Origin of the sequence: Herbidospora cretacea (assembly GCF_001570605.1) — a bacterium.
Taxonomy (GTDB): Bacteria; Actinomycetota; Actinomycetes; order Streptosporangiales; family Streptosporangiaceae; genus Herbidospora; species Herbidospora cretacea.
On sequence record NZ_BBXG01000004.1, the window covers coordinates 433,618 to 460,353 of the forward strand.

At 71.2% G+C, this 26,736-nt stretch carries 19 protein-coding genes; 11 read left to right on the top strand and 8 right to left on the bottom strand.

Going from position 1 to position 26,736, the window contains the following annotated elements; genetic code table 11:
• Position 1: 1 nt before the first annotated feature.
• The 4 genes from AW270_RS10125 to AW270_RS10140 all read right to left on the bottom strand — a co-directional run bounded on the left by AW270_RS10125 (position 2) and on the right by AW270_RS10140 (position 7,738).
• The gene (locus AW270_RS10125; protein ID WP_061293548.1) at positions 2–2,848 is read right to left on the bottom strand and encodes a glycosyl hydrolase family 95 catalytic domain-containing protein; all 2,847 of its coding nucleotides are present in this window, start codon (positions 2,846–2,848) and stop codon (positions 2–4) included.
• A gap of 82 nt (positions 2,849–2,930) precedes the next feature.
• Complete coding sequence (locus AW270_RS10130; RefSeq protein ID WP_174549859.1) at positions 2,931–5,630, bottom strand: beta-L-arabinofuranosidase domain-containing protein; 2,700 nt, start codon at positions 5,628–5,630, stop codon at positions 2,931–2,933.
• 391 nt (positions 5,631–6,021) lie between these two features.
• Positions 6,022–7,101: a cellulose binding domain-containing protein gene (locus tag AW270_RS10135; RefSeq protein WP_157521795.1), complete on the bottom strand. Its 1,080-nt coding sequence runs from the start codon at positions 7,099–7,101 to the stop codon at positions 6,022–6,024.
• Positions 7,102–7,219: 118 nt separating this feature from the next.
• Positions 7,220–7,738 (bottom strand): winged helix-turn-helix transcriptional regulator, encoded by a 519-nt coding sequence (locus AW270_RS10140; protein WP_061293129.1) that lies wholly within the window; start codon positions 7,736–7,738, stop codon positions 7,220–7,222.
• 55 nt (positions 7,739–7,793) lie between these two features.
• Between AW270_RS10140 and AW270_RS10145 the strand changes: the two genes are divergently transcribed.
• Positions 7,794–8,336, top strand: coding sequence for a DUF302 domain-containing protein (locus tag AW270_RS10145; RefSeq protein ID WP_061293550.1), 543 nt, complete (start codon positions 7,794–7,796; stop codon positions 8,334–8,336).
• Positions 8,326–9,411 (top strand): quinone oxidoreductase family protein, encoded by a 1,086-nt coding sequence (locus tag AW270_RS10150; RefSeq protein WP_061293131.1) that lies wholly within the window; start codon positions 8,326–8,328, stop codon positions 9,409–9,411. Before AW270_RS10145 ends, AW270_RS10150 begins: the two co-directional genes overlap by 11 nt.
• Before the next feature lie 31 nt (positions 9,412–9,442).
• Here AW270_RS10150 and AW270_RS10155 read toward each other — a convergent pair whose 3' ends face one another.
• From AW270_RS10155 to AW270_RS10165, 3 genes are all read right to left on the bottom strand, one after another.
• Positions 9,443–9,928 (bottom strand): anthrone oxygenase family protein, encoded by a 486-nt coding sequence (locus AW270_RS10155; RefSeq protein WP_061293553.1) that lies wholly within the window; start codon positions 9,926–9,928, stop codon positions 9,443–9,445.
• A gap of 167 nt (positions 9,929–10,095) precedes the next feature.
• Positions 10,096–10,461: an Imm21 family immunity protein gene (locus tag AW270_RS10160; RefSeq protein ID WP_061293134.1), complete on the bottom strand. Its 366-nt coding sequence runs from the start codon at positions 10,459–10,461 to the stop codon at positions 10,096–10,098.
• A 79-nt stretch (positions 10,462–10,540) separates the two neighbouring features.
• Complete coding sequence (locus tag AW270_RS10165; protein WP_061293136.1) at positions 10,541–11,233, bottom strand: type 1 glutamine amidotransferase domain-containing protein; 693 nt, start codon at positions 11,231–11,233, stop codon at positions 10,541–10,543.
• A 652-nt stretch (positions 11,234–11,885) separates the two neighbouring features.
• Between AW270_RS10165 and AW270_RS41120 the strand changes: the two genes are divergently transcribed.
• The 6 genes from AW270_RS41120 (at position 11,886) to AW270_RS10195 (ending at position 23,094) form a co-directional block, all read left to right on the top strand.
• Entirely contained in the window at positions 11,886–15,239 is a 3,354-nt protein-coding gene (locus AW270_RS41120; RefSeq protein WP_082801433.1) for a glycosyl hydrolase, read from the top strand.
• Positions 15,240–15,611: 372 nt separating this feature from the next.
• Positions 15,612–18,029: a glycoside hydrolase family 97 catalytic domain-containing protein gene (locus tag AW270_RS10175; protein WP_169807282.1), complete on the top strand. Its 2,418-nt coding sequence runs from the start codon at positions 15,612–15,614 to the stop codon at positions 18,027–18,029.
• An 11-nt stretch (positions 18,030–18,040) separates the two neighbouring features.
• Entirely contained in the window at positions 18,041–19,303 is a 1,263-nt protein-coding gene (locus AW270_RS10180; protein ID WP_061293140.1) for an ABC transporter substrate-binding protein, read from the top strand.
• Positions 19,300–20,196, top strand: a complete 897-nt coding sequence (locus AW270_RS10185; protein WP_061293142.1) for a carbohydrate ABC transporter permease — start codon at positions 19,300–19,302, stop codon at positions 20,194–20,196. The genes AW270_RS10180 and AW270_RS10185 overlap by 4 nt, the downstream gene beginning before the upstream one ends.
• Positions 20,189–21,007: a carbohydrate ABC transporter permease gene (locus AW270_RS10190; RefSeq protein WP_061293144.1), complete on the top strand. Its 819-nt coding sequence runs from the start codon at positions 20,189–20,191 to the stop codon at positions 21,005–21,007. The genes AW270_RS10185 and AW270_RS10190 overlap by 8 nt, the downstream gene beginning before the upstream one ends.
• A gap of 5 nt (positions 21,008–21,012) precedes the next feature.
• Complete coding sequence (locus AW270_RS10195) at positions 21,013–23,094, top strand: alpha-galactosidase (protein WP_061293146.1); 2,082 nt, start codon at positions 21,013–21,015, stop codon at positions 23,092–23,094.
• A gap of 7 nt (positions 23,095–23,101) precedes the next feature.
• Here AW270_RS10195 and AW270_RS10200 read toward each other — a convergent pair whose 3' ends face one another.
• Positions 23,102–23,965, bottom strand: coding sequence for an AraC family transcriptional regulator (locus tag AW270_RS10200; RefSeq protein WP_061293148.1), 864 nt, complete (start codon positions 23,963–23,965; stop codon positions 23,102–23,104).
• Between the two features lie 80 nt (positions 23,966–24,045).
• Between AW270_RS10200 and AW270_RS10205 the strand changes: the two genes are divergently transcribed.
• From AW270_RS10205 to AW270_RS10215, 3 genes are read left to right on the top strand one after another with little or no spacing between them, the layout of a single operon-like run.
• Positions 24,046–24,774, top strand: coding sequence for an SDR family NAD(P)-dependent oxidoreductase (locus AW270_RS10205; protein ID WP_061293151.1), 729 nt, complete (start codon positions 24,046–24,048; stop codon positions 24,772–24,774).
• Positions 24,771–25,916 carry a galactonate dehydratase gene (gene dgoD, locus AW270_RS10210; RefSeq protein ID WP_061293153.1) on the top strand — a complete coding sequence of 382 codons (1,146 nt, stop codon included), beginning with the start codon at positions 24,771–24,773 and terminating at the stop codon, positions 25,914–25,916. Before AW270_RS10205 ends, dgoD begins: the two co-directional genes overlap by 4 nt.
• Positions 25,910–26,734, top strand: a complete 825-nt coding sequence (locus tag AW270_RS10215; RefSeq protein WP_061293155.1) for a hypothetical protein — start codon at positions 25,910–25,912, stop codon at positions 26,732–26,734. Before dgoD ends, AW270_RS10215 begins: the two co-directional genes overlap by 7 nt.
• Positions 26,735–26,736 lie beyond the last annotated feature (2 nt).

Genomic DNA, 26,736 nt, shown 5'->3' on the forward strand with positions numbered 1-26,736 from the left:
GTCAGACGCCCGTGATGGTCCATTGGTTGTTGGCGTTGGCGTTGGGCGCCCACATCCCCACCGTGGACCCGGCGGTGGCGTTGCCCATGCCGTCGAGGGCGGTGCCGGTGCCCCGGTTGATGATCTGGTTGCGACCGTTGGAGGCCGCGGCCAGCCGCCACTGCTGGTTGTTGCTCCCGTTCCAGGCGGACTGGCGGGCGGGGGCGCCGTTGGCGGTGTTGCCGTAGCTGTCGATCACCATGCCGTTGGTGCGGTTGACGATGCGGTACCACCCGCTCCCCAGGTCGACCAGCTGCCAGTGCAGGTTGGTCGAGCCGTCGGAGGCGCTCCACTGCTTGACGTTGGAGCCGGAGGCGACGTTGCCGCCGCTGTCCAGCGCCAGGCCGGTGGTCCCGTTGGTGATCCGCACATAGGTCGGGGTCGGGTTCGTCGAGCCCGTCCCGGTGAGGCGGTAGGTGCGCCCGGCCGCGCCGGTGATCTGGACGACGTCCGACTCGGGCTTGGTGAAGGTGACCGCCCCGCCCGTCCCGGTGTCGACCACCTGGACGGTGCCGGTGAAGACCGCGTTCCGGACCTTCACCGTGCCGTCGCGGTCGGGCGTCACCAGGATCTCGGTGGCCTTGCCGGAGCTCCACGTCGTGCCGACGGTGTAGCCGCCGCGTCCGCGCAGCCCGGCCACCTTGCCGGCGGACCAGGCGGACGGCAGCGCCGGGAGCACGTGCAGCTCGCCGTTGTGGCTCTGGAGCAGCATCTCGGCGATGCCGGAGGTGGCGCCGAAGTTGCCGTCGATCTGGAACGGCGGGTGCAGGTCGAACATGTTCGGCGCCAGGCGCGACGTGGTGACCAGCAGGCGCAGCAGCGTGTGGGCGCGCGAGCCCTCCTCCAGCCTCGCCCAGTAGTTGATCTTCCAGGCGAGGGACCAGCCGGTGCCGTCGTCGCCGCGCAGTTCCAGGGTGCGGCGGGCGGCGGTGTGCAGGGCGGGGGTGCCGCGCTTGGTGATCTGGTTGCTGGGGTGCAGGCCGTAGAGGTGGGACACGTGCCGGTGGTTGGTCTCGGGCTCGATCCAGTCGTACAGCCATTCCATGATGTTGCCGCGCGAGCCGGTCTTCATCGGCGCGAGCCGGTCGCGGGCGGCCAGCACCTGGGTGCGGAAGGAGGCGTCCACGCTGAGGACCTGGCTGGCCTGGGCGACGCCGTTGAACAGGTCCCGCAGGATCTGGTTGTCCATCGTCGGGCCCGCGCAGACGCTCACCCCGTTGTGGTGGCCCAGCTCGGGGGAGTTCGACGGGTTGGTGACCAGATAGCCCAGGCTGGGCTCCTGGACCAGGGTGTCGAGGAAGAACTGCGCCGCGCCCTTCATCGCCGGGTAGTAGGTGCGCAGGAAGTCCAGGTCGCCGGTGAAGGTGTAGTGCTCCCAGATCAGCGTGGACAGCCAGGCCCCGCCCGTCTGCCACATCCCCCAGAACGCGCCGTCGACGACTGAGGTGGCACGCCAGGCGTCGGTGTTGTGGTGGGTGACCCAGCCGCCGGCGTTGTACTGCACCTGGGCGGTGCGGGCGCCGGTGACCGCGAGGTCGCTGATCATCCTGAACACGGGGTCGAAGCACTCCGACAGGTTGGTCGTGTCGGCGTGCCAGTAGTTCATCGGCAGGTTGGCGTTGATCGTGTACTTCGAGTCCCACGAGGGCGTCAGCGAGTCGTTCCAGATGCCCTGGAGGTTGGCCGGCTGGCTGCCCGGCCGGGACGACGAGATGAGCAGGTAGCGGCCGAACTGGAACAGCAGCGCCGAGAACTGCGGGTCGTTGACGCTGTTGTGCTGGGCGATCCGCACGTCGGTCGGCTGGTCGGCGGCCGACGTCCGGCCCAGGTCCAGGGTGGTGCGGTTGAACAGCCGCTGGTAGTCGGCCACGTGGCGCGACCGCAGGTCGTCCCACGACCGGGCGGCGGCGGCGTTGAGGTGGCCCCGCGCGATGCCCTGGTAGTCGCCGCTGACGTCGCGGTAGTTCTTGTAGCTGGAGCCGATCGAGACCAGCACCGTCACGCTGTTGGCCGACCTGACCTGGAGGGTGCCGCCCGAGCTGCTGACCGTGCCTCCGTCGGCGACGGCCCGCGCCAGGCCGAGGAAGCGGACCTGGCCGGCGATCCCCTCGAAGTCGCCCGAGACGCCGTCGAGCGCCGCGGTCGCGCCGTCGGGGCTGGAGCGGGTGACCCGCTGGGGGCTGTCGAACGTCGCGGAGAAGCTGATCGACGCGCCCCGGTCGGCGGTGAGCCGGATGGCGATCACCTGGTCGGGCGCGCTGGCGAAGATCTCCCGGCGGTAGTTGATCCCGTTCTGGGTGTAGGTGGTCACGGTGGTGGCCGTGGTCAGGTCCAGATAGCGGTTGTAGTTGGAGACGCCGCTGGTGCTGCCGATGGCCAGGCGCAGGTTGCCGACCGTCTGGTAGGCGAGCTGACCGGCCGGGCGGCCCAGCATGTTCTGGTCGATCAGGCTCTGGGCCTGGCTCCACTGGTTCTGGAACACCAGCTGCCGGATCTGGGACAGCGATCCGGCGCCCCGGGTGTTGCTCTGGTCGTACGGCCCGCCGGCCCAGACCGTGTCCTCGTTGAGCTGCAGCCGCTCGGTGTCGACGTTGCCGAAGACCATGGCGCCCAGGCGTCCGTTGCCTATCGGGAGGGCGCGCAGCCAGTCGGTGCCGGCGCTCTCGTCGTACCAGAGCGCCATGTCGCCCGCCCCGGGCGGCGGCGCGGCGGCGGCCCGAGCGACCGCCGTCCACTGGAACGGCACCAGGGCCGCGCCGGCGCCGGCCGCGCCGAATCGCAGCATCTGCCTGCGTGACAGTTCGGACATCCCGGTCACCCCGTCTTCTCGGTCGTCAGGGCACGGGCTCGGGTCGTACTCACAGTGCTCTCCTCAGGGGGGTTGGAGACGATCACAGGAATCTCCAGAGGTTGGCGGTCGAGCCGTTGTCGTCGCTGAGCACCGCCTGCGCGCCCTGGCCGGTGCCGCTCAGGCCGAGGACCCGGCCGCCGTTGGCGCACTGGATGCGGAAGGCGGCGTTGGAGCCGTACCGCAGGCGCCAGCGGTGGTCGGCCGCGCCGTTGTCGGCCCACTGGAGCAGGCGGGACCCGGCGGCGGTGGCGGCGTTCTCCACGCCGAGGACCTTCTGGCTGTTGGAGTTGCGGAAGCGCAGGTAGCCGCCGGTGTCGACGATCGCCGTCCACAGGTGGTCGGCGGTGCCGGTGTCGCCCCACTGCAGGACGAGCGCGCCGTCGGCGGTGGACATGTTGGTCACGCCGAGGACCATGCCGGTGGAGACGTTCTGGATGCGCCGCGCGCCGTTGGGGACGAAGCGCCACAGGTTGTCGCCGCTGCCGTTGTCTGGGTCCTGGACGGCCTGCGCGCCGTTGGCGGTGCTTCCGTTCAGGGTGCCGAGCAACTTGGAGCTGTTGACGTTGCGGATCTTGACCGCGCCGTCGCCGTTGTCGGTGATCGTCCAGCGGTGGTCGGCGGTGCCGTTGTCGGCCCACTGGAGCACGCGGGCGTTGTCGGCCGTCGACATGTTCTCGACGCCGAGCACCTTGTTGCTGTTGACGTTGCGGAAGCGCAGCGCGTTGCCGTCGACGATCGGCACCCAGTCGTGGTCGGCGGTGCCGTTGTCGGTCCACTGCAAAGCAAGGCCGCCGTCGGCGGTGGACATGTTCTGGATGCCGAGCGCCAGGCCGCTGGCCGCGTTGATCAGGCGGAAACTGGCCGTGCCGCCGCCGGTGCCGCCGCCGTTGGCCGCCCAGTAGACGACGTAGTTGTGGTTGTACGCGTCGTAGAAGGGCCCCAGGTTGATCGAGCCGTTGGCGGTGAAGGCCAGCGACGAGGTGCTCGTGCGGGTGATCGTCGAGGGCGTCAGGGCCGGCGCCGCCGACAGGGAGGTGTTGCCGTAGTTGCCCGACAGGACGACCGGGCCGTACACGACGGCCTGGAGGTTCGGGTTGTCGTTGGCGGCCTTCATGATCACGCGCATCGGGAGCTGGACGGTCACCGTGTCGCCGGAGGTCCAGGTGCGGGTCAGGGCCGCGTAGCTGCCCGGGGTGGCGGTGACGGCCTGCTGCACGCCGTTGACGCTGATCGTCGCGTTCTGCGTCCAGGCCGGGATGCGGATCTGCATCGTCCACGAGCCGCTCACGTTGCCGGTGACCTGCAACGACGTGGTGTCGGTGACCGGGTAGGAGGTGGTCTGGGTGACGGTGATGCCACGCTGCGACCAGTCGAGCGTGGAGGGCTGGAACAGGTTCACGAACAGCGTGGTGCCGTTGTGGAAGTAGATCGAGTCCATCAGCTTGGTGTTGGTCTCGATGCCGGTGCCCTGGCAGCACCACATGGAGTTGTAGTCGGTGCTCCACGTGCCGCCGCCCCAGGCCGGGCCGACGCCCCGCCGCCCGCCCGGGTTGAGCGGGGTGAAGTAGGTGACGTGACCGCGTGAGTCGGCCGGGTTCTGCTGGCCGATCAGGTGGTTCATCAGGGCGTTCTCGTAGAAGTCGAAGTAGTCGGCCCGGGTGGGGGAGAGCATCCACAGCTCCCGGGTGAGCTTCAGCATGTTGTACGTGTTGCACGCCTCCCCGGTGTCGCGGCTCAGGTAGCCCGCGATGGCGTTGGGGGAGCGGAAGTGCTCGGCCTGGCTGTTGGACCCGTTGACGTAGCTGTGCGCGTTGACGGTCATCGTCCAGGCGTTGGCGGCGATGTCGCGGTAGCGCGTCGTGCCGGTCGCCTTGTACTCGCGCGCCGCGCCGATCCACTTGGGGACCTGGGTGTTGGCGTGCAGGCCGTTGAGCTGGTCCTGGTTCGAGGCCAGCGGGTTGAAGACGGCGGCGTGGTCGAAGCGCTGGGCGGTGGCCAGCCAGCGGGAGTCGCCGGTCATCTGGTAGAGGTCGGTCAGCACGGCGTTCATGCCGCCGAACTCGGTGCCGAGCATCGACTGCATCTGGCTCGACGACAACCGCGAGGTCCGCGTGTCCACCCAGCCGGCCAGCGCGAGCAGCACCGTCCGGGCCTGGGTGTTGCCGATGTGCCGCCACACGTCCAGCAGCCCGGCCAGCGTCTTGTGGATGCAGTAGTAGGGCACGTTGCCGTTGGACAGGGTCCGGTTCTCCACGGCGGTGATGTCCGACTCGGGGAAGCCCGACAGGTAGCCGTTGGAGGCCTGGCACTTGGCCAGCTCGGCGACCATGTAGTTGGCCTTGTCCCGGCAGGTGGTGTCGCCGAGCACGGCCCAGGCCTGGGCCCAGGCGGTGAGGAAGTGACCCTGCATGTGCGACCGGAACGGGAAGTTCGGCGCGTCCCACCCGCCGTTGGCGGAGGCGCCGTTGGTCGACCGGCCGTGGTTGGCGCGGAAGACGTACAGCAACCGCTCGACGTCGACGAACCGCAGGTAGGCCAGGGTGCGGTTCTGGTTGTCGAGCCAGCGGCCCGAGGTCAGCCTGACCTGGCCGAGGTCGAACTCGTAGGCGGAGACGCCGATGTCGGCGCGTGCCCAGGGCAGGGCGGCCGCGGCGGGCGAGGCGCCGACGACCTGACCGGCGGCGGAGATGGCGGCGGTCGCGCCCGCGGCCTGGAAGAGCTGGCGACGGCTCAGGGACATGGGGGCACTCACCCAATCTCGATCGTGGTGGCTGTTAGCGGTAACATTTGCCGCCGGTTATGGGGGGTGGCCTCGAGGTTCAAGGGCACGGAGGGGGCCTTTCGGGGAGCGGACGTGAAGGCATCTTCCGGAACTCGATCCGTGGCCTGTTATCGCTAACACGCGGCCACGTTTCGCGGAGTACATCTGACAGCTGGATTTGACGTCAACAAGCGACCTGCCGCAGAGCCGGTCAGCGCCGCCGGGACAGTGCCCGGCCAGCGCTTTCGGCCATGGGCGGGGGCGTTGGAGCCCCCGCATCCGTGAAAGTTTCACAGAAGTTACCTGTTGGCAACAGGAAGAAGGGCGCTGAGGCAACGTAAATTACGCCGCTGTTCAGCGCCCCGCCGCCTCAGGCCTTGATCGTGCAGGTCAGCCCGTTGACCGTGAACGCCGTCGGTTTCGGGTTCTGGCCGGTGTGGGCGCCGTTGAAGCCCAGCATCACCGAGGCGCCCGGCTGGATCTGCGCGTTCCAGGGGAAGTTCACCGCGGTCACGTGCTGACCCGACTGCGAGAACGTGGCGCTGTGGCTGCTGGTGAGGCGCTGGCCGGCGTGCGGGAAGTCGAACTCGAGCGTCCATCCGGCGAACGTCGCGGTGCCGGTGTTCTTGATGGCCAGCCAGGCGCTCATGCCGGTGGTCCAGGCCACGTCGTTGTAGGAGACCTCGCAGTCCCCGGCCGTCGGCGTGGGGCTGGGGGTCGGCGTCGGCGTGGGCGTCGGTGTGGGCAGGCCGGGCCGCGCCAGGATCGACGCCGGGGTCGCGGGCGCGCTCACGTTGCCAGCAGCGTCCTTGGCCACCACCGTGTACGTGTAACTTTGCCCCGTCACCATGCCGGTCTCGACGAAGAACGTGCTCAGCGCCCCCGTGCTGCCGACCTTGATCCAGCCGGACGCCGCCTCGCGGTAGACGTCGTAGCCGGTCACCGCCACGTTGTCGGTCGACCGGTCCCAGCAGAAGGCCGTGCCGGGGAAGTCGAACACGCACAGGTCCCGCACGTTCTGCGGCCGGCTCGGCGGCTCGGTGTCGCCGGTCGGTGACGGCGTGGGGGACGGCACCATGCCGGTGGTCGCGGTGAGGGTGATGAACGGCGAGGGCCCGCTCACGTTCCCGGACAGGTCCCGGGCGACCAGGTAGAACGTGTAGGCCCGCCCCCGGACCAGCCCGCTGACGACGGCCGGGCTGCTCGTGGGCGAGGAGGTCTTCACGAAACCGGTGGAGGTGAGCAGGTAGATGTCGTATCCGGCCACCGAGCCTCCGTAGTCGGTGGACGGCTGCCAGCAGATGCCGACGACCCCCGACTGGACGCCGGGCGGCGGGCAGGACGTCAGGCCGCTCGGTCGGGTCGGCGGGGTCGTGTCGGCCGCGTGGGCCGGGGGAGTCGTACCGATCGCGAGCAGGACTCCGGCGATCAGGGCAAGTCTCAGCTTCATGCCCGGATGGTCCACCTGCGGCGGAGGGCAGGCGAGGATGTGCGCCGCCCACCGGAGGAAGGCGCAGGTGACCCATGAAACTCTCAGCACCCGGGCCACCGCGCGTGGTGACGGGCGGTCAGGCGCCGCCCTCCAGGGGTCCGGCCAGGGGTCCGGCCAGGGGGATCGGCTCGGGGGAGACCCAGGGGCGGACCCATGCCTCGTCCTCGCGCCGGACCGTCTCGCCGCAGTGATCGCACGCCTGGCCGGGGGTCACGGCCTGGCCGCACCGCCGGTGGACCACCCGCATCGGCAGGACCGGCCGGGGCGGCTCGGTGTGCCGCTCGCCCCAGAGGGCCAGGGCGTGCAGGATCGGCAGCGCCTCGGCCCCGGCGGCGGTGAGCCGGTATTCGTGCCGGGTCCGCCGCCCGTCGCGGTAGGGCGAGCGGGTGAGCAGCCCGGCCTCGACCAGCCGGGCGAGCCGGTTGGACAGGATGTTGTCGGCGATGCCGAGTTCGGCGCGGAAGGCGTCGAAGCGGGTGGTGCCCAGGGTGGCGTTGCGCAGGATCAGCAGGGTCCACCGCTCGCCCAGCACGTCGGCGGCGCGGCCGATGGGGCAGGGAGCGGGCACCTTCTTCGTGTCTGAGCTGGCTTGCATACGAAAAGTCTACAGCGTAACGTCGCAGGTGGAAGGGGGAATCATCATGAAGACCATGCAGACGCCTCCTGTCGAGGAGGTCACCCGCCAGGTCCACCGGCTGACCGTCGACACCGGGATGCCGTTCCCGGTCTTCCGGGAGAGGTACGAGCGGGCGGTGCCCCCGCTCGACCCGGGCCGCTACTCCGCCACCGACTGGGACGCCGTCCGGAGAGCCGTCGCCGAGCAGGCGCCCCACGGATTCATGATCTTCTGGAGCCTCGACAACACCGCGATCATGCGCGGTTCCGGCGACGGGTGGCGCAGCGTCCAGTACCTGATGGGCAACCAGACCATCGCCCAGCGGATGTTCCACCACGACCCCGGCGTCCTGCTCTACGCGCCGCTGCGCACCACCATCTACGAGGACGCCCGGGGAGCGACCCGCTTCTCCATCGACCGCCCCAGTGACCAGTTCGCCTCGTTCGGCGATCCCGGGATCGCGGCCGTCGGCGTCGAGCTCGACCGCAAGGTCGCCGCCCTCCTCGCCCACCTGGAGGTGCCCGTCCCCGACCTGCTCCTGGCGGCGCGTTCCGAGGAGGCGCGGCATGAGGCCTGAGACGTTCACCGGCGTCGGCTACGCCCGCGACCGGGCCGGGCTGCCGCTCGAAGCGGTCGAGGTCCCCGTCCCGGAGCCGGCTGCCGACCAGGTCCTGATCCGGGTCGCGGCCTCGTCGCTCAACCCGCTGGAATACAAGCTGGCCGAACTCAACTTCCTGTGCCGGACACCTCCCGTCGCCCTGGGCTTCGACGTCTCCGGTGTGGTGGTCGAGACGGGCCGCGACGTGACCCGCGTGGCCGTCGGCGACGAGGTGGCCGCCATGGCCGACCTGAACGGCGACGGCGGCTGGTCCGCCACACCCGGCGGCGCCTACGCCGTCGCCCGCGAGTTCCTCACCGCCCGCAAACCGCCCTCGCTCGGCTTCCGCGACGCGGCGGCGCTCCCGATGTGCTTCCTGTCGGCTTTCGCGGGCCTGTACGAACATGTCCAGGCCGGCGACGTCATCTACATCCCGGGCGGCGGGGGAGGCGTCGGCCATCTGGCCGTCCAGATGGCCGCCCGCACCTGCAAGGCCCGGACGGTCATCAGCAGCGGCGGCAGGCCGGAGTCCGTCGCGCTGGCCCGGGACTCCGGGGCCGACGTCGTCCTCGACCACCGCCGTGACGACGTGGCCGCCGAGATCGCCCGCCTGACCGACGGGCGCGGCGTCGACGTCGTCTTCGACGCGACGTACAGCGAGCAGAGCTTCGAGGAGACCGCGAAGACCGTCCGGCGGGGCGGGAGCTGGGTCGTGCTGGGGGTCGGACCCGGCCGGACCACCCGCGTGACCGAGACACCCAGCCCCGTGAAGACGATCCTGGACGAGCGTGGGGCGCGGTACGTCAACGTCAACCTGCTGCGCTACTTCTCCGAACCGGCGACGCTGGACGGGGCGGCGCGCGTGTTCCTCGGCCACGGCATGGACCTGGCGATGGAGTGGGCGGAGCGCGGGGTCGTGGTCCCGCATGTCAGCCGGACCGTCGACAGCGGCGTCGAGGAGATCAACGCGGGCCTGCGGGCACTGAAGGCGGGCGGCGGAGTGCTGGGCAAGATCGCGGTGATCGTGGACCCTGAGCTGGTCGCAGGGGAGTGACGGCCGAGCGTCCTCGTTCGCCTCAGGTGATTCACTGAGCTGCGGGCGCGGGTGTGGGCCGGGCGACGACGGCGATGCTGATGATCAGTGCGAAGGCGGCGAGGCCGGTCAGGGTCCGGATCGTGTGGAACAGCTCCCACCGCTCCAGGATCCCGGCGTGGTCGGCCGGTGCGGAGGTGGCGGCCCACTTCCTGATGTGGGCGTGCAGCGGGACGTTCCCCAGCACCGTCACCAGCAGCGACGCCACCGTGAAGACACCGGCCCCGAGCGCGAGGCGGCGAGGCAGCCCCCGCGAGACGGCGGCCAGACCGAACGAGGTGAGGATCGCCAGCGCCATCGCACTCTGCATGATCGGCTCGTTGACCTCCATCATCGCGGTGTGGAAGGTCAGCCGCACGTCCAGCGGGACGGCCCGGAACGTGGGCACCACATTGGCCGCGCCATACCCGAAGGCGCCGGCGAGCAGCCCGGTGGCCAGCAGCGCGGCCCCGTGGACATACCTGGCTGGGATTCTCATGGCGGCCATCGTCGCCGGACCGCCGCCGCCGGTCGTCCCGCTGCGGGGGCTGCCACCTCTACGGCACGGGGAGGAGAGATCGTCCTTCCGCTACCTCATCCGGAGTAGGCACGCGCCTTCCTCACGGCGTTCACCTGATCACCGGTCGCCGCTGTGTGCGGCTCACATCAGTTTTCCAAGGGGACCAGACGGCAGACACCGAAACAGGTTCTCTCGCCAGGGTGCACGTCGGCGTACCGGACTCGGTGAAGCCCCGGCGCGATGTCGAAACGGAGAGCGTCGAACCCTTCGCGGGAATCCCCGTATTGTTCGTCGATTTCTTCGGGGACCACACCCAGGCCGGATTCCCCCGCGTCGAACAGGACGAGTGGTCCCGTGACATCGAATATCGGGCCTTCCGTCCACTCGACGTCATCGAGAGCGCCTTCCAGGAGCGCCTGGACGTCGGTGTGGTGGTCGGCGTAGATCCATCGGACGAAGGCGCTGATGGAGGGGATGAAGGTGGTCGTGGCAGGCTCATCACCCAGGATCAAGGCGTGGGAGGCGGACCCACGTCCTGGTTTCCGGCGAGAAGTGCAGCCGGGCCGGTTGCCGGGCCCGGCTGCGGTCGGGCTAGGTGAGGACCTTGAGCATGTGTTCGGCCAGCACGCTCGCCGACGCCGGGTTCTGTCCCGTCATCAGGTTGTGGTCGACCACCGTGTACGGCTTCCACGCCGGCCCCTTGGTGAAGTCGACGCCCAGCTTGACGAGTTCGTCCTCCAGCAGCCACCTGGCCATGGGGGCGAGCCCGACCCCTTCCTCCTCCTCGTTGGTGAACGCGGTGACCTGGTACCCCGCGAAGGGCGACTCGCCGCGCACCCTCGTCGACAGCATCGCCGCGGGCCCGTGGCAGACGATGGCGAGAGGCTTCCCGGAGGCGAGCGCCGCCGTCAGGAGCCGCCCCGCGTCGGCGTCGGCCCACAGGTCCTCCATCGGCCCGTGTCCGCCCGGCAGGTAGACGGCGTCGTAGTCGTCGAGGCGGGCCTCGGACAGGCGGATGGGGTGCCGCAACTCCTCCGCCGACCGGATGACGGCCTCCAGGTCCAGCGCGGCCTGCGCGCTGCCCGCCATGTCGGGACGCAGGCTCATCATGTCGACGGTCGGGATCACCCCGCCGGGGGTGGCGACCACGATCTGGTGGCCCGCCTCGGTGAACGCCTTGTACGGGGCCGCGAACTCCTCGGCCCAGTATCCGGTGGCGTGCCGGGTGCCGTCCTTGAGCGTCCAGTACGCCGCGGCGGGCATCACGAAGAGCAACTTAGCCATGGGCAACCGCCCCCATCTGATTCGGATTGCGACCGGCTCAGGTCTTCTACCAGCCACTTTATGCATATGGCCCTCAGGAGCCGATCTGCGTGGACGTGTACGAGGCGTTACCTCACCCTGGCGTCACGCTCCACGGACGCCACCAATGCGAAGAGCGGAGGCGAAGACCGTCATGGCCCCGTCAACAGCCGAGAGGAAACCTCCCGGTCTGCTCCCGCACCAGCCCGCCGACGGAGGGCGTAACGTGCCCACGAGAGAGAGCGCTCTCGTTCGGTCGGCTGTGGTTCCGTCGTCACGGAGCCGGGGCGGGGCGGCCGGCATTCCGTGAGCGCCTCGCGTCGCCCCACGTGGGGGAGTCGGCATCGTCCCTGGTCGCGACCTCAATCGGAGGCTCCGCCACCCGCGTTCCGAAGGCCCGTCGCCGCATGACACCGGATCGCCATGGCACTCATCGGAGCGATTAACCTCCGGGCAATCAGTCAGAAACATTGACGAGAGCGGTTCCGGGCACTAGTTTCCGCGCAGAGAGCGCTCTCTGCGTAGCGGCGGGCACCCGACTCGTGGAAGCGCCCCGGACCTCACCCGCTGCAGCACCGACCCCGTCCACACCTCGACTCCCACACCCCCCCTGGTAGTCCCCCTCGGAGGAAGAATGGACCAGCCCATCAGGGCTCAGTTACCCGGCACGCCCGCCCGCCGAGCCGTGTCGCGGCCGGTCGTGGTCAGCGTGGTGCTGGCGATGATCGCCGCGATGCTCGCCTTCGTGGCCGGCGCGCCCACCGCGCAGGCGGCCACGGTCGGAGCCGGGTCGTACACCGAGACGCTTCCCGCCGGTCGCGCGCTGCCGGCCGGGTGCGGATCGCTGTCGACCAACCCCCGCGCCTACGTCACGGCCAACGCCCCGGCCGGGGCGGTGCCCACCAACGACTGGTGGTCGTCGCTGCTGTTCAAGAAGTTCGACTGCGCCTACAGCGAGCCTCTGCACGCCCACCCGATCTCGTTCGACACGGTCGCCGGGGGCCTCGGGTTCTCCTACAACACGGTCGCCGCGATCAGCGGCTCCGCGACCGGCGTGGGGGAGTACCACTACCCGTACGTGCAGGACATCCTGGTCGGCGTGACGGGGCTGAACTCCCCGGACGCCAAGGTCGACGGCTGGACCGACTGGACGGTCAGCCCCTACTGGAGCGACGGCACGCGGACCCTTCGGGCCACCATCGGTCACGGCCTGCCGTTCGCCTACTTCACCAAGACCGGCGGCAACGCCCAGATCACCACCAGCGGCACCCCGACCGTGTGGTCCAACAGCGGCGGGACCATCGGGTTCACCGTCAACGGCAAGGACTACCTGGGCTTCGCCCCCAGCGGCTCGTCGTGGACGGTCAGCGGCAACAGCATCTCCTCGACGCTGAACGGGCAGAACTACTTCTCGGTCGCGGTGCTGCCGACGACGCCGTCGACCCCGGCGGCCACCCGCACCAGCCTGGCGAGCACCTTCGGGCAGTACGCCCACGCGCACGTCACCGGCACCCGGGTGTCCTACTCGTACAACCCCGGCAATTCCAACGTCAGCACCACGTACACCTTCACCACCACCGCGCGTGAGGGCAGCGCGAGCGGCACCGTGATCGCGCTCTACCCGCACCAGTGGAACTACCTGACCGGTTCCACCCCGCTCGCGCAGACCTACATCTCGGCACGCGGCCAGATGAAGATCGTCACCGGCGCCTCGTTCAGCACCACGATGAAGTTCCAGGGCGTGCTGCCCGAGATCCCGGCGGTCGGCGACAACTCCGGCGGCGACCTGACCACGATCACCAACTACCTGAACGCGGAGCTCGGCGACCCGACGGCGGGCCTGGGCGACGACACCTACTGGACCGGCAAGGGCCTGGGCCGGGCGGCGCGCATCGCGGAGATCGCCGACCAGCTCAACCTGACCGCCGTCCGCGACTCGGCGCTCAACCGCATCAGGACCAGGCTGAACGACTGGTTCACCGCCACCCCGGGCAAGACCAGCCGGGTCTTCTACTACAACCAGCCCTGGGGCACCCTGCTCGGCTACCCGGCCTCCTACGGCTCGGACCTGGAGCTGAACGACCACCACTTCCACTACGGCTACTACATCGCCGCCGCCGCGACGCTGGCCAAGTTCGACCCGACGTGGGCGACCAACGCCCAGTACGGCGGCATGGTGGACCTGCTCATCCGGGACGCCAACAACTACGACCGGGGCGACACCCGCTTCCCGTACCTGCGTGACTTCGACATCTACGCGGGCCACGACTGGGCGGCCGGGCACGGCGCGTTCGGCTCCGGCAACAACCAGGAGTCGTCGTCGGAGGGCATGAACTTCGCCAACGCCCTGATCCAGTGGGGTCAGGCGACCGGCAACACCGCCGTCCGCGACGCCGGTGTGTTCATCTACGCCACCCAGAGCGCGGCGATCCAGGAGTACTGGTTCGACGTCCGCAACCAGAACTTCCCGTCGACGTTCGGCCACAACACGGTCGGCATGGTCTGGGGTTCCGGCGGCGCGTACGCCACGTGGTTCAGCGGCGAGCCCGAGATGATCCAGGGCATCAACATGCTGCCGATCACCGGCGGGCACTTCTACCTGGGCGAGTGGCCGGCCAACGTGCTGGTCAACTACAACGAGCTGGTCACCAACAACGGCGGCCCGCCGACGGTCTGGCAGGACATCATCCTGGAGTTCCGGGCCCTGGCCGACGGACCGGCCGCGCTGGCCGCGTTCCAGGCGAACCCGAACTTCACCTCGGAGGAGGGCGAGAGCAAGGCGCACACCTTCCACTGGCTGCGCAACCTGGCCTCGCTCGGCACGGTGGACACCACGGTCACCGCCAACCACCCGCTGGCGAAGGTCTTCGTCAAGAACGGGACGCGGACCTACGTGGCGTCCAACATCACGAGCAGCCCCCTCACGGTGACCTTCTCCAACGGCACGACGCTGACCGCGCCGGCCGGCAAGACCGTCACCTCGGGCCTGTTCACCTGGAGCGGCGGCAACGCGTCCGGCGGCGGCACGTCCTCGCCCAGCCCGTCGCCGCCCGTGTCTCCGTCGCCCTCGCCGAGTCCGTGCGCGACCACCCTGCTCTCGCAGGGCCGCCCGGCCACCTCGTCGAGCGTCGAGGCCGCCTACACGGCCGGTCTGGCGGTCGACGGCAACGCGGCCACCCGCTGGGCCAGCGCGTTCAGCGACCCGCAGTGGATCCAGGTGGACCTGGGTTCGGTGCAGAACATCTCGTCGGTCCAGCTGAGCTGGGAGGCGGCCTACGGGCGGTCGTACCAGATCCAGACCTCGACCAACGGGACGACCTGGGCCGACGTCTACAGCACCACCACCGGTGACGGCGGCACGGACACGCTGACGGTGTCCGGGTCGGGCCGCTACGTGCGGGTCTACGGCACGGCGCGCGGCACCGCGTGGGGCTACTCGCTGTGGGAGTTCAAGGTCTTCGGCGGCGGCTGCCCGACCAGCCCGTCACCCAGCCCCTCCCCGTCGCCCTCGACCGGCACGTTCTCCGCCAACCGCTACCCGCAGTCGAACGGCACCCTGCCGGGGACGACGGGCGCGGCGGGGACGGTCACGCTGGCCGCCGCCAACGGCAACCGCGACGGCGTCCCGACCAACGCCGCCGTCTACAACGCGACCGGCCTGACGGCGACCTACAACGGCGCGGCCACCACGTTCGACGTGTTCGTGGACGCCGGGACCAACGTCGGCAACGCCACGCAGGTCAGGGTCTCCTACGACCTGACCGGCAACGGAAGCTGGGACCGGGTGGAGACCTACACCTACTTCGCCACCGACCCGGTCAGCGGCTATGAGCACTACACGCAGGCGGCCGGGGTGAAGTCCGCCACCGGCGCGCTCGGCAACCTGGCCAACGGCTCGGTGCGGGTCGAGGTCTGGAGCGCCATCGGCTCCACCACGACCAACGTCGGGATCGGCAACCAGACCGTCATCCGCCTGCCCTTCGCGTAATCCCGTTGATGGCGGCGGGCCGCATCGAGCGGCCCGCCGCCATCGTCATGTCCACGATCAGCGTCACCCCGCCCACGTCGGCGTCATCGGCGTCCAGCCCGGCAGAGCCCCACGTGAGGCCGCCGGACACCTCTCCCCGCTCATAGTCGGATCGTCCAGCCGATCCCACGGTTCCACCATTCCGGCCACGCTCAGAGCGCCCGTAGGTTTCCTTCACCCGCATTCATCTGTCTAGTGAGGCGCACCCGCGCCCTGCCGGGCCGGCTGGAGGCGGGGCGCGCCAGAGCCGGCGGCACACCCCTGCCTTCGCTGCGCTGACCTGGACTTATGCTCGGCCGTGGCTCAAGAGCGAGGCTTGTGATGGAGAAGGTGTTGAACGAGGAGACGAACGGCGCACGCGCGGTGATCACCGTCACCGGCGCGGGCGTGCGGCTGACGGTGAGCCGGGGCGCGGCGACCGTCCTGGACGGGGTCGAGCTCGGGTTCTCGCTCGGCGATCTCCGGCTGGGCGCGGCCCCCGAGCAGGTGGGCCTGACCCACCGGGTGGTCCGCGACCGGTTCACGCTGCGGTCGGGCAAGGCGGCCGGGACGCACGACTACGAGCACCACGAGAGCGTCCACACCTTCCGCGAGGAGGGCGTGGTCTGGCAGGCGATCACCCGCAGCGGCCCCCACGGGGTCGCCGTCCGCTACGCGCTGCCCCTCCTCGACGGCGTCGCCGCGGTCACCGCCGACCACACGACGGTGCCGCTGCCCGCCGGGTCGCGGAACTGGGTGCTGGACTACCAGACCTGGTACGAGACCCCGCGCTACGGCGTCGACACCGCCGACCTGGAGAACGCCGCCTACGGCCTGCCGTTCCTGACCCGCCTCGGCCCCGAGTCCCATCTGCTGATCACCGAGTCGGGCATCGACGGCCGGTTCGCGGGAGCCCACGTGCGCTGGGACGGGGCGCTGCGCCTCACCCTCGCCGACGAGAGCGTCGAGGTCACCCGGGGCGTCGTGACCCCGTGGCGGGTCCTCCTCGTGGGGACCCCGGCAGAGCTGGTCGCCTCGCTGTTCGTCGAGGAGCTGGCCCCGGCCGCCGCGCCCGAGCTGGAGGCGGCCGACTGGGTGCGGCCGGGCCGGGCGGCCTGGTCGTGGTGGTCGGACTTCTACTCCGGCGCGCAGCTCGGCAAGCAGAAGCACTTCGTGGACGTCGCCGCCGACCTCGGCTGGGAGCACCTGCTGATCGACTGCGGGTGGGAGGAGACCTGGGTCCCGGAGATCGTCGCGTACGCGAGCCTGCGGGGGGTCCAGGTGCACCTGTGGACCATCTGGCGTGATCTCAACAGCCCCGAGGACCTGCGCAGGCTCGCCCTGTGGCGGTCGTGGGGAGTGGCCGGGATCAAGGTCGACTTCATGGAGTCGGAGTCGAAGGACCGCTACCGCTGGTACGACACGATCCTCGCCGAGTCGGCCCGGCTCGGCCTCATGGTCAACTTCCACGGCTCGGTCATCCCGCGCGGCTGGGCCCGCACCTTCCCCCAGGTCATCGGCTACGAGGCCATCAGGGGCGCCGAATACTACGTCTTCTTCGAGAACCAGGCGCTCACCGCCTCCCACAACGTCATCCAGCCCTTCACCCGCAACGTCGTGGGCGCGATGGACGCCACCCCGGTCGCCTTCGGGGCGGCCGGCCGGACCACCGGCGACGGCCACGAGCTGGGCCTCGCGGTGGCCTTCGAATGCGGCATCACCCACTTCGCCGACCACGTCGACGCCTACGCCTCCCGCCCCGCCGCCGCCCGCTTCCTGGCGGAGCTGGCCCCGGCCTGGGACGAGACCGTGCTGCTGGCGGGCGACCCGGACACCCACGCCGTCATCGCCCGTCGGGCCGGGGACCGCTGGTTCGTCGGCGGCATCGGCACCGGCGAGGCCCGGACGATCCACGTCCCCCTCGACGCCGTCGCCGGACCGGACGCCCAGGTGTGGATCGTCGGCGACGACCTCACCGAGGCCACGGCCACCGGCTCCTTCGACGTGAAGATCGCCCGTGACGGCGGGTTCGCCGCCGTCGTCGCCCCGGCGGGCACCGACCTGTTCCGCGCCCGGCCGAGGCCCCGCCTGACCCCTCCGGAGGCAGCGCCGCTGGTCGAACTGGACGCCGACGGCACCGCCACCCTCACCACCGGCCCCGGCGACCGGCTGCGGCCGCCCCCGGGCTGGACCGCCGAGCGGCGTACCGGGACGGAGTGGCTGGTCCGGGCGCGCGGCCTGCTCCCCGGGCGGCTCGGCGTGGTCACCGTCGAACGCGACGGCGACGACGGCGTCCCGGTCGTCGCGCACACCCGCGTGGTCAGCCCGCTGACCGAGGGCGGGCACGCCCTCTCCGACCTGCCCATGATCGCCTTCGTCAACGCCGACGGCCCGGTCGAGCGCGACCAGTCCAACGGCGGCGGCAACCCCCGCGACGGCGGCCCGCTGCGGGTGGCCGGTCAGGAGTTCGCCCGGGGCCTGGGCACCGCGCCGCCCTCGGAGGCGCGCTTCCACCTCGGCGGGCACGCCGCCCGCCTCACCGGCGCGGTCGGCGTCGACGACGAGTCGGCCGGCCACGCCAGGGTCGCGGTGCTCGCCGACGACCGCGAGATCTTCACCGCCGACGTCACCGCCGGTCAGCCGGTCATCCCCTTCGACCTGGACGTCTCGGGCGTCCGCACGCTCGTTTTGCGCGGTTCGGGAGACGACTCCGCGCACGTCGACTGGGTCGAGCCCCTCGTCCACGTCAACCAGCCCCCCAGCACCAACTGAAGAGGTACGACATGAGACACACCTGGACGGCCGCCCTGGCCGTGGCGGCGACCCTCCTCACCGCCTGCTCCGGAGGCGGCGAGACCCCCGGCGCCGCGAACCCGGCGGAGAAGGTCACCCTGACCTACGCCAACTGGAGCGAGGACCAGGCCCCCGCGATGGAGCAGATCGCCGCCGAGTTCCAGAAGGAGAACCCGAACATCACGGTCAAGGTGCAGACCCTGCCCTGGCCCGAGTACTGGTCGACCCTCCAGGTCGGCGCGGCGGGCGGCACCGCGCCGGACGCCTTCTGGATGCTCGCCGACCACTTCCGCGAGTACGCCAAGGGCGGCGCGCTGATCGACCTGTCCGACACGGTGAAGACCGCCGGGATCGACATGACCGCCTACCCCAAGGCCGTGTCCGACTCCTACACGTACGAGGGCAGGATCTTCGCCCTGCCGAAGGACTTCGACACCAACGGCATCTGGTACAACAAGGCGCTGTTCGACGCGGCGGGCGTGAGCTACCCCGACGACACGTGGGGCTGGCAGCAGGTGCAGGACGCCGCGAAGAAGCTGACCGACAAGGCCAAGGGCGTCTGGGGCATCGCCGCCCCGATCGACGCGCAGGGCGGCTACTACAACACGATCCTCCAGGCCGGCGGCAGCATCATCAAGCCGGACGGCACCGCCTCCGACTTCGCCGGCCCCGAGGCGGTGGCCGGGCTGAAGTTCTGGACCGACCTCCAGGAGGCCGGTTCGTCGCCGACGCTGAAGCAGCTCTCCGACACCGAGGCGGTGTCGATGTTCGAGAGCCAGAAGGTCGCCATGTACTTCTCCGGCGCCTACTGGGCGCTGCGCTTCCACAACAACGCCGACCTGAAGGGCAAGGTCGACGTCGCCCCGCTGCCGCAGGGCGTCAAGCGCGCCACCGTCACCAGCGGCATCGGCAACGCCGGGTACGCCGGCAGCAAGCACCCCGAGGAGCTGAAGAAGTTCCTGGCCTTCCTCGGCGGCACCAAGGCGGCCGAGATCCAGGCGGCCACCGGCACCGTGCTCCCGGCCTACAAGGGCACCCAGCAGCCGTGGCTCGACGCGATGCCGGAGTTCAAGCTCCAGGTCTTCCTCGACGCCGTCGACTACAGCGTGCCGCTGCCGGTCGCCGGGAACACCGCCGAGTGGCAGGGCCTGGCGGCGCAGTACCTGGCCCCGGCCTGGGAGGGCGCCAAGCCCGTCGAGGAGGCGGCCGAGGAGTACCAGACCGCCGTCGACCAGGTGCTCGCCAAGCAATGACGTCCTCAGTGAAGAGCGCGAACAGGCCGGGCGTGGGATGGGCGCTGCTGTTCGTCGCGCCCGCGACCCTCGGCCTGGTCGCGCTCTACCTCTGGCCGTTCCTGTCCACGCTGCTCAAGAGCTTCCAGGACGTCCCGGCGTTCGGGCCCGCCACGTACGTGGGCCTGGACAACTACACCGAGCTGGCCCGTGACGGCGCGGTCTGGCAGGCGTTCGGGAACTCGGCGCTCTACACGGCGATCGTGCTGCTCGGCGTGCCGCTGGCGGTGGTGCTGGCCGCGCTGATCGAGCAGGCCGGCCGGGGGCGGACGGTCTACCGGGTGCTGTTCTTCCTGCCGGTCGTCACCCTCCCGGTGGCGATCGGCATGGTCTGGCGGTTCATCTACAACGGCGACTTCGGGCTGCTCAACTACGTGCTGTCGTGGTTCGGGATCGACGGGCACTACTGGGTGGCCGACCCCCGGTTCACCATCTACGCCTTCGCCGCCGTCGGCATCTGGATGGGCCTGGGCATCAACCTGATCATCCTCGGCGCGGGGCTCCAGGCGATCCCGAAGGCCGTGTACGAGGCGTCGGCGCTCGACGGCGCGGGCCGGATGCGGCAGTTCTTCCACATCACCGTGCCGCTGCTGAGCCCGAGCATCTTCTTCGTGACGATCCTCACCGTGATCGCCGCGCTCCAGATGTTCGACCTGATCTTCATCATGCTGCGCAGCGTCAACAACACCGCGCTGGCCGACTCGAAGACGATCGTCTACCTCTTCTACGAGAAGGCGTTCGTCCAGTTCCAGCAGGGATACGGCGCGGCCGTCGCGATCGTGCTGCTGATCGTCATCATGATCGCGACGGCGCTCCAGTTCCGGCTCCAGAGATCGTGGGTCTTCTATGGGTGAGCGCCGCACGTGGCCGATCCACCTGCTGCTGGTCATCGCGTCCCTGATCATGGTCGTGCCGTTCGCCTGGCAGATCCTCACCGTGTTCAAGACGACGCCCGAGGTGGCCAGGGTCCCGCCGACGATCCTGCCTCAGGAGTTCAGCCTGCACGCGTTCGAGACGTTCTTCTCGACGGTGCCGTTCTGGTCGATGTTCGCCGTCTCCACCGGATCGCTGGTGCTGCGCGTCGTCGGCCAGGTCGCGGTCGCGGCGCTGGCCGGCTACGCCTTCGCCCGGCTGCCCTTCCCCGGCCGCGACGCGCTGTTCGGGCTGTTCCTGGCCATGCTGATGGTGCCCAGCCAGCTCTTCCTGATCGGCCAGTACGGCCTGATCCGCGACTTCGGGCTTCTGGACACGCTCCCGGCGCTGGCCATCCCCGGCATGTTCTCCGCGTTCGGCACCTTCCTGATGCGGCAGGCCTTCCTGAACATGCCGCAGGACTACGAGGAGGCGGCCCGGCTCGACGGGGCCAACCCCTTCCAGGTCTTCTGGCACGTCATGCTCCCGATGGCCAAGCCGACGCTGGCCGCGCTGACCGTGCTGACCGGGCTCTACTCGTGGAACGACCTGCTCTGGCCGCTGATCGTCTCCCCGTCGGGGGAGAACCGGCCCCTGCCGGTCGGCCTGGCCGGGCTCCAGGGCCAGTTCGGCACCGACTACCCGACGCTGATGGCGGGCGCGCTCATCTGCTCGATCCCTCTCGTGCTCGTCTTCCTGCTGCTGCAGCGCCAGTTCTTCCGGGGCATCGCCAGCAGCGGGCTCAAAGGATAGGACTCATGAACCCGATCCACCTGCGCGCGGGCGGCACCAGCGTGGTCGTCGCCGTCGACGGCGGACGCCTGCCGCGCGTCCTGCACTGGGGCCCCGACCTGGGCGACCTCGGGCCGGACGCGCTGGCCGACCTCCAGCGGGCCGCGCTGCCCGCCGTCGGCGACAGCGCGGTCACCTACCCGCAGCCCGTCCCGGTGCTGCCGCAGCTCCACGAGGGCTGGCTCGGCCGCCCGGGGCTCGCCGGCGACAGCGACGGCCGCCGCTGGGCGCCCTACTTCCGCGACGCCGCCCACACGGCCGAGGGCCCGGTGCTGCGTTCGACGGCCCGTGACCCCGAGTTCGGTCTCACGATCGAGATCGAGATCGAGGTGCTGCCGGTCAGCGGGCTGGTGCGGCAGCGGGCCCGGGTGGCCAACGAGGACGCGGAGCCGTACCGGATCGGGTCCATGGAACTGGCGCTGCCGGTGCCCTCCGACGCGGCCGAGATCCTCGACCTGACCGGCCGCTGGGCGCTGGAGCGGGTGCCGCAGCGCAGGCCGTTCCAGGTGGGGGAGTGGGTGCGGACCTCGCGGGGCGGCAAGCCGGGGCTGGAGCACACGCTGCTGCTGGTCGCCGGTGAGCGCGGATTCGGGTTCCGGCACGGCCTCGTGTGGGCCACCCACCTCGCGTGGAGCGGCAACCAGGTGCTGGCCGCCGAGCTCACCCCGGCGGGCACCCGCCACCTCGCCGCCGGTGAGGTGCTGCTGCCGGGCGAGGTCGTGCTCGGCCCCGGGGAGTCGTTCCAGAGCCGCTGGCAGTACGGATCGTGGGGCGTCGGCCTCGACGAGCTCGCCGGGCGCTTCCACCGCCACCTGCGGGAGACGCCCCGGCCGCCCCGGCCCGTGGTGCTCAACACCTGGGAGGCCGTCTACTTCCGGCACGACCTCGACACCCTGGCCGCGCTGGCCGAACGCGGCGCGGCGGCGGGCGCCGAACGGTTCGTGCTCGACGACGGCTGGTTCCTCGGCCGCCGCGACGACACCAGCTCGCTGGGCGACTGGACGGTCGACCCCGGCGTCTGGCCGGACGGGCTCGCGCCGCTGGCGGAGAAGGTGCGCGAGCTGGGCATGGACTTCGGGCTGTGGTTCGAGCCCGAGATGGTCAACCTCGACTCCGAGCTGGCCCGCCGCCACCCCGACTGGGTCTTCGAGGCCGGCCACGGCCCCGGCCTGCCCTCCCGCCACCAGCACGTGCTGGACCTGGGTCACCCCGAGGCGTACGCCCACGTGTTCGAGCGGATCAGCGAGCTCGTCGGGGCGCTGGAGATCGCCTACATCAAGTGGGACCACAACCGCTACCTGCTCGACGCCGGGCGGCGGCCGGGCGTGCGGCGGCAGGTCGAGCAGGTCTACCGGCTGATGGCCGAGCTCAAGGCGGCCCACCCCGGGCTGGAGATCGAGTCGTGCGCCAGCGGCGGCGGCCGGATCGACCTCGGCGTGCTGGAGTTCACCGACCGCGTCTGGCCCAGCGACTGCAACGACCCGCACGAGCGGCTGGAGATCCAGCGCTGGACCGGGCTGCTGGTCCCGCCGGAGATGCAGGGCACCCACATCGGCGCGGCCGACTCCCACACCACCCACCGGGTGCACCCCCTCGACTACCGCGCGGAGAAGGCGCTGTGGGGCCACCTCGGCGTCGAGGTCAACCTCCTCACCGCCGACGAGGAGAGCCTCGCCGCGCTGGCCCGCTGGGTCGCCTTCCACAAGGAGCACCGGGAGCTGCTCCACTCGGGCGACGTCGTGCACGCCGACCTTCCCGACCCGGCCTTCCGGCTGGAGGGCGTGGTGGCGGCCGACCGCTCCGAGGCCCTCTACGCCTTCAGCGTGGTCGAGCGCCCCGCCGTCTGGCCGCCGGGCCGCATCGGCTTCCCCGGCCTGGACGACGACCGCGTCTACCGGGTCGAGGCGGTGTATCCCGGTTCGCCGCCCGGTGGCGTGCTGCCGCCGTGGCAGCACGACGGGGTCACCCTGCCCGGCCGGGCGCTGCGGGTGGAGGCCCCGTCGCTGGACGTCGACCGCTCGGTGTTGTTCCGCGTGGTCGCCGTGTGATCCCCGGCTAGCCCTTGGCGCGGTTGCGGTAGTCGGTCGGGCTCGTCTCGTGCAGGCGGCGGAAGTGCCGGGAGAAGTAGAACGGGTCGGCGTAGCCGACCTCCCGCGCGATGTCGGCGACCGTGGCGTCGGTGGTGTCGAGCAGGTTGCGGGCCTGGGCCATCCGCAGCGTGGTGTGGTGGGCGAGCACCCCGCCGCCGGTCGCGCGGCGGAACAGCGCCGACAGGTGGGAGGGCGAGACGCCCACCAGCGCGGCCAGCTCGGCCACCCGCACGGTGGTGTCGAGGCGTTCGGCCAGGTAGGCCATCGCGCGCTGCAACGGGTCGCCCGGCACGGGCATCACCCGGTCGAGCACGATCTGGGTGAGCAGCTTCCAGGCGGCCCCGGCCGCGCCCGTCAGCGCGGCGGGGGAGTGGTCGCGTTCCATGATCGTGACGATCTCGTCGAGCAGCGCCACCGCCCGGTCGAGCCGCCGGATCGACACCACCGGGCGCGACGGCCCGGCGCCGATCTCCTCCAGCAGCTCCGGGAGGTCGGTGCCGCGAAGGTGGCACCACCAGATCGTCCAGGGTGTCTCCGCAGAAGCGCCGTAGGCATGCGGCACGCCGCGCGGGATCACCAGGGCGGCGTTGGAGCCGATCCGGTAGTGGACGTCGCCCACGGACGCCCATCCGAGGCCGCCCACGCAGAGGATGAAGACCGCCTCCTCGATGCCGTTGGGCCTTCTCATCAGGTGGTCTGTGGCGACGGGGTAGTAGCCCGTGTCGGTGACCATGAGCCGCCGGGTGACCGGCCGGGCGCTCGCCTCGGCCACCACCCGGCGCGGCACGACGGTCAGCCGCTGGTTGCGGAACCCCTCCTGGATCGGCATGCGCCCAGTATGGCGGATCGTCCAGGTGGTGACGTGAATCGGACATTCATTTTGAAAGGGAACACTTGTTGACTAAGGCCATGGGACGCGGATGGTTGTCGGAGAAGGTCGCCGTGGTGACCGGGGCGGCGTCGGGCATCGGCGCGGCGGTGGTGGAGCGCTTCCTGGCCGAGGACGCCCGCGTGATCGCGGTGGACGTGGCCGAGCGACCTGCCCGACAGGGTCTGGTGTGGGTCACCGGTGACGTGGCCGACGTCGCGACGTGGCGGCGCGTCGCCGACCTCGCCCGCGCGGAGTTCGGCCGCCTGGACGTGCTGCACAGCAACGCCAGCACCTCGGTCCGCGCCGCCGCCCACGAGCTGGCCGAGGCCGACTGGGACCGGCAGCTCGCGGTCAACCTGAAGGCCGCCTACCTGGGCGTGCACACGTGTGCCGGGCTGCTGCGGGAGAGCGGGGGAGCCGTGGTGCTCACCTCCTCGGTGCACGCCCTGGTCGGCATGGCCGGACATCCGGCCTACGCCGCCGCCAAGGGCGGGCTGGTCTCCCTCGGGCGGCAGCTCGCCGTCGACTACGGGCCCGCGATCCGGGTCAACACGGTGCTGCCCGGCCCGATCATGACCGCCGCCTGGGAGGGGATCGGCGAGGAGGACCGCCGCCGCAGCGTCGCCGCCACCGTGGCCGCCCGGTTCGGCCGCCCCGACGAGGTGGCCGCGGCCGTCGCGTTCCTGGCGAGCGCGGAGAGTTCGTACATCACCGGGACCACGCTGGTCGTCGACGGTGGCTGGACCGCGGTGAAGGACTCGGCGTGAAGATCACCAAGATCGAGACCTTCCTGGTCCCGCCGCGCTGGCTGTTCTGCCGGGTGGAGACCGACGAGGGCGTGGTCGGCTGGGGCGAGCCGGTCGTGGAGGGCCGCGCCGAGGTCGTCCGCGCCGCCGTCGGCGTGCTGGCCGAGTATCTGGTCGGCCGCGACCCGCTGCGGGTCGAGGACCACTGGCAGGTGATGGCGACCGGCGGTTTCTACCGGGGCGGCCCGGTGCTGTCGAGCGCCCTGGCCGGGCTCGACCAGGCGCTGTGGGACATCGCCGGGAAGACCTACGGCGTGCCGGTGCACGCCCTGCTCGGCGGCCACGTCCGCGACCGCGCCCGCGTCTACGCCTGGACCGGCGGCGACGAGCCGTCCGCGCTGGCCGAGGGCATCGCGGCCCGGACGGAGGCCGGGTTCACCGCCGTCAAGATCAACGCCTCGGGGCGCATGCCGGCGCTCGCCGGGCCCGCCGCCGTGGCCGGTGTCGTCGACCGGATCGCGCTGGCCCGGGAGGCGCTCGGCCCGGACCGCGACCTGGCGGTGGACTTCCATGGCCGGATCGGCGCGGCCGACGCCCGCCGCATCCTGCCGCTCATCGCGGAGTTCCACCCGCTGTTCGCGGAGGAGCCCGTGCTGCCCGACCGCCCGCACCTGCTGCCGGGCGTGGTGGCGGCGAGCGGCGTGCCGGTGGCGGTGGGGGAGCGGCTCTACTCGCGGTGGGACTTCCGGCCCGTGCTGGAGGCCGGGGTCGCCGTCGTGCAGCCCGACCTGTCCCACGCGGGCGGCATCTCCGAGGTGCGGCGCATCGCCGCGCTCGCCGAGGTGTGGGACGCCCGGCTCGCCCCGCACTGCCCGCTCGGCCCGCTCGCGCTGGCCGCGAGCCTCCAGGTGGCCTTCGCCAGCCCCAACTTCCTCATCCAGGAGCAGTCGGTCGGCATCCACTACAACGAGGAGGCCGACCTGCTCGACTACGTCACCGACCCCGAGGTGTTCCGCTTCACCGACGGCCACGTCGCCCGCCCCCTCGGCCCCGGCCTCGGAGTGGAGATCGACGAGGCCGAGGTCAGGCGCGTCGACAAGGCCGGCCACGCCTGGCGCAACCCGGTCTGGCGGCACGAGGACGGCGCGGTGGCCGAATGGTGACCCCGATCCCCCTGTCGGCCCGCTTCGACCTCGCGCTCGGCGGCCGGTGGACGTCGCTGTCCGGCGGCGGCCGGGAGTGGCTGTGGTCCCGCCCCGACCCCGCCCGTGCCGTGGCCCTCCCGGGTTCGGCGTTCGTGGACGCCGGAGGGCTGGAGGAGTGCGTGCCGACGGTCCGGGGCCTGCCCGACCACGGCGACGCCTGGAGCCGCCCCTGGACCGGCACGCCCGCCCAGGCGACGGCGAAATGTGAGGGTTTCGAGCTGGTCCGCACGATCGGCGACGAGGCCGGGGCGGTGGTGGCCACCTACCGGCTGTCGGCCGACCCGGGCTTCCGCTTCGTCTGGTCCGCCCACGCCCTGCTCGACCTGAGTGAGAAGGCCCGGCTGGTGGCTCCCGACGGCACCCCCGTGCGGATCTACCCCGAGGCCGCGCCTCTGCTCGACACGGCGTGGCCGCCCGGCGCGCTGTTCGTGGAGGGGCGCTGGCCGGACCCGTTCGGGGTGGGGCTCGACCGCCTCGGACCGGCCGACGGCTCGGCCGCCGGGGCGGTGCTGGCCTGCGCGTCGGTGGCCGTCGAGGACGGGACCGACCTGCTCCGCCTGCGCGTGGAAGCGCCGCCGGGCGTGCCGGTGGGCACCGCGCTCTGGCGCAACCTGGGCGGATTCCCCGAGGGCGCTCCCTATCGGAGCATCGGCGTCGAACCCATGCTGGGCACGGTCTTCGACCTGGCGGAGGCCGGCCCGGACGACGCCGCACAGGTGCCCGCCTCCGGGGAACTGACCTGGCGGCTCGTCATGGCCGCGGAGAGGCTGACCTGATG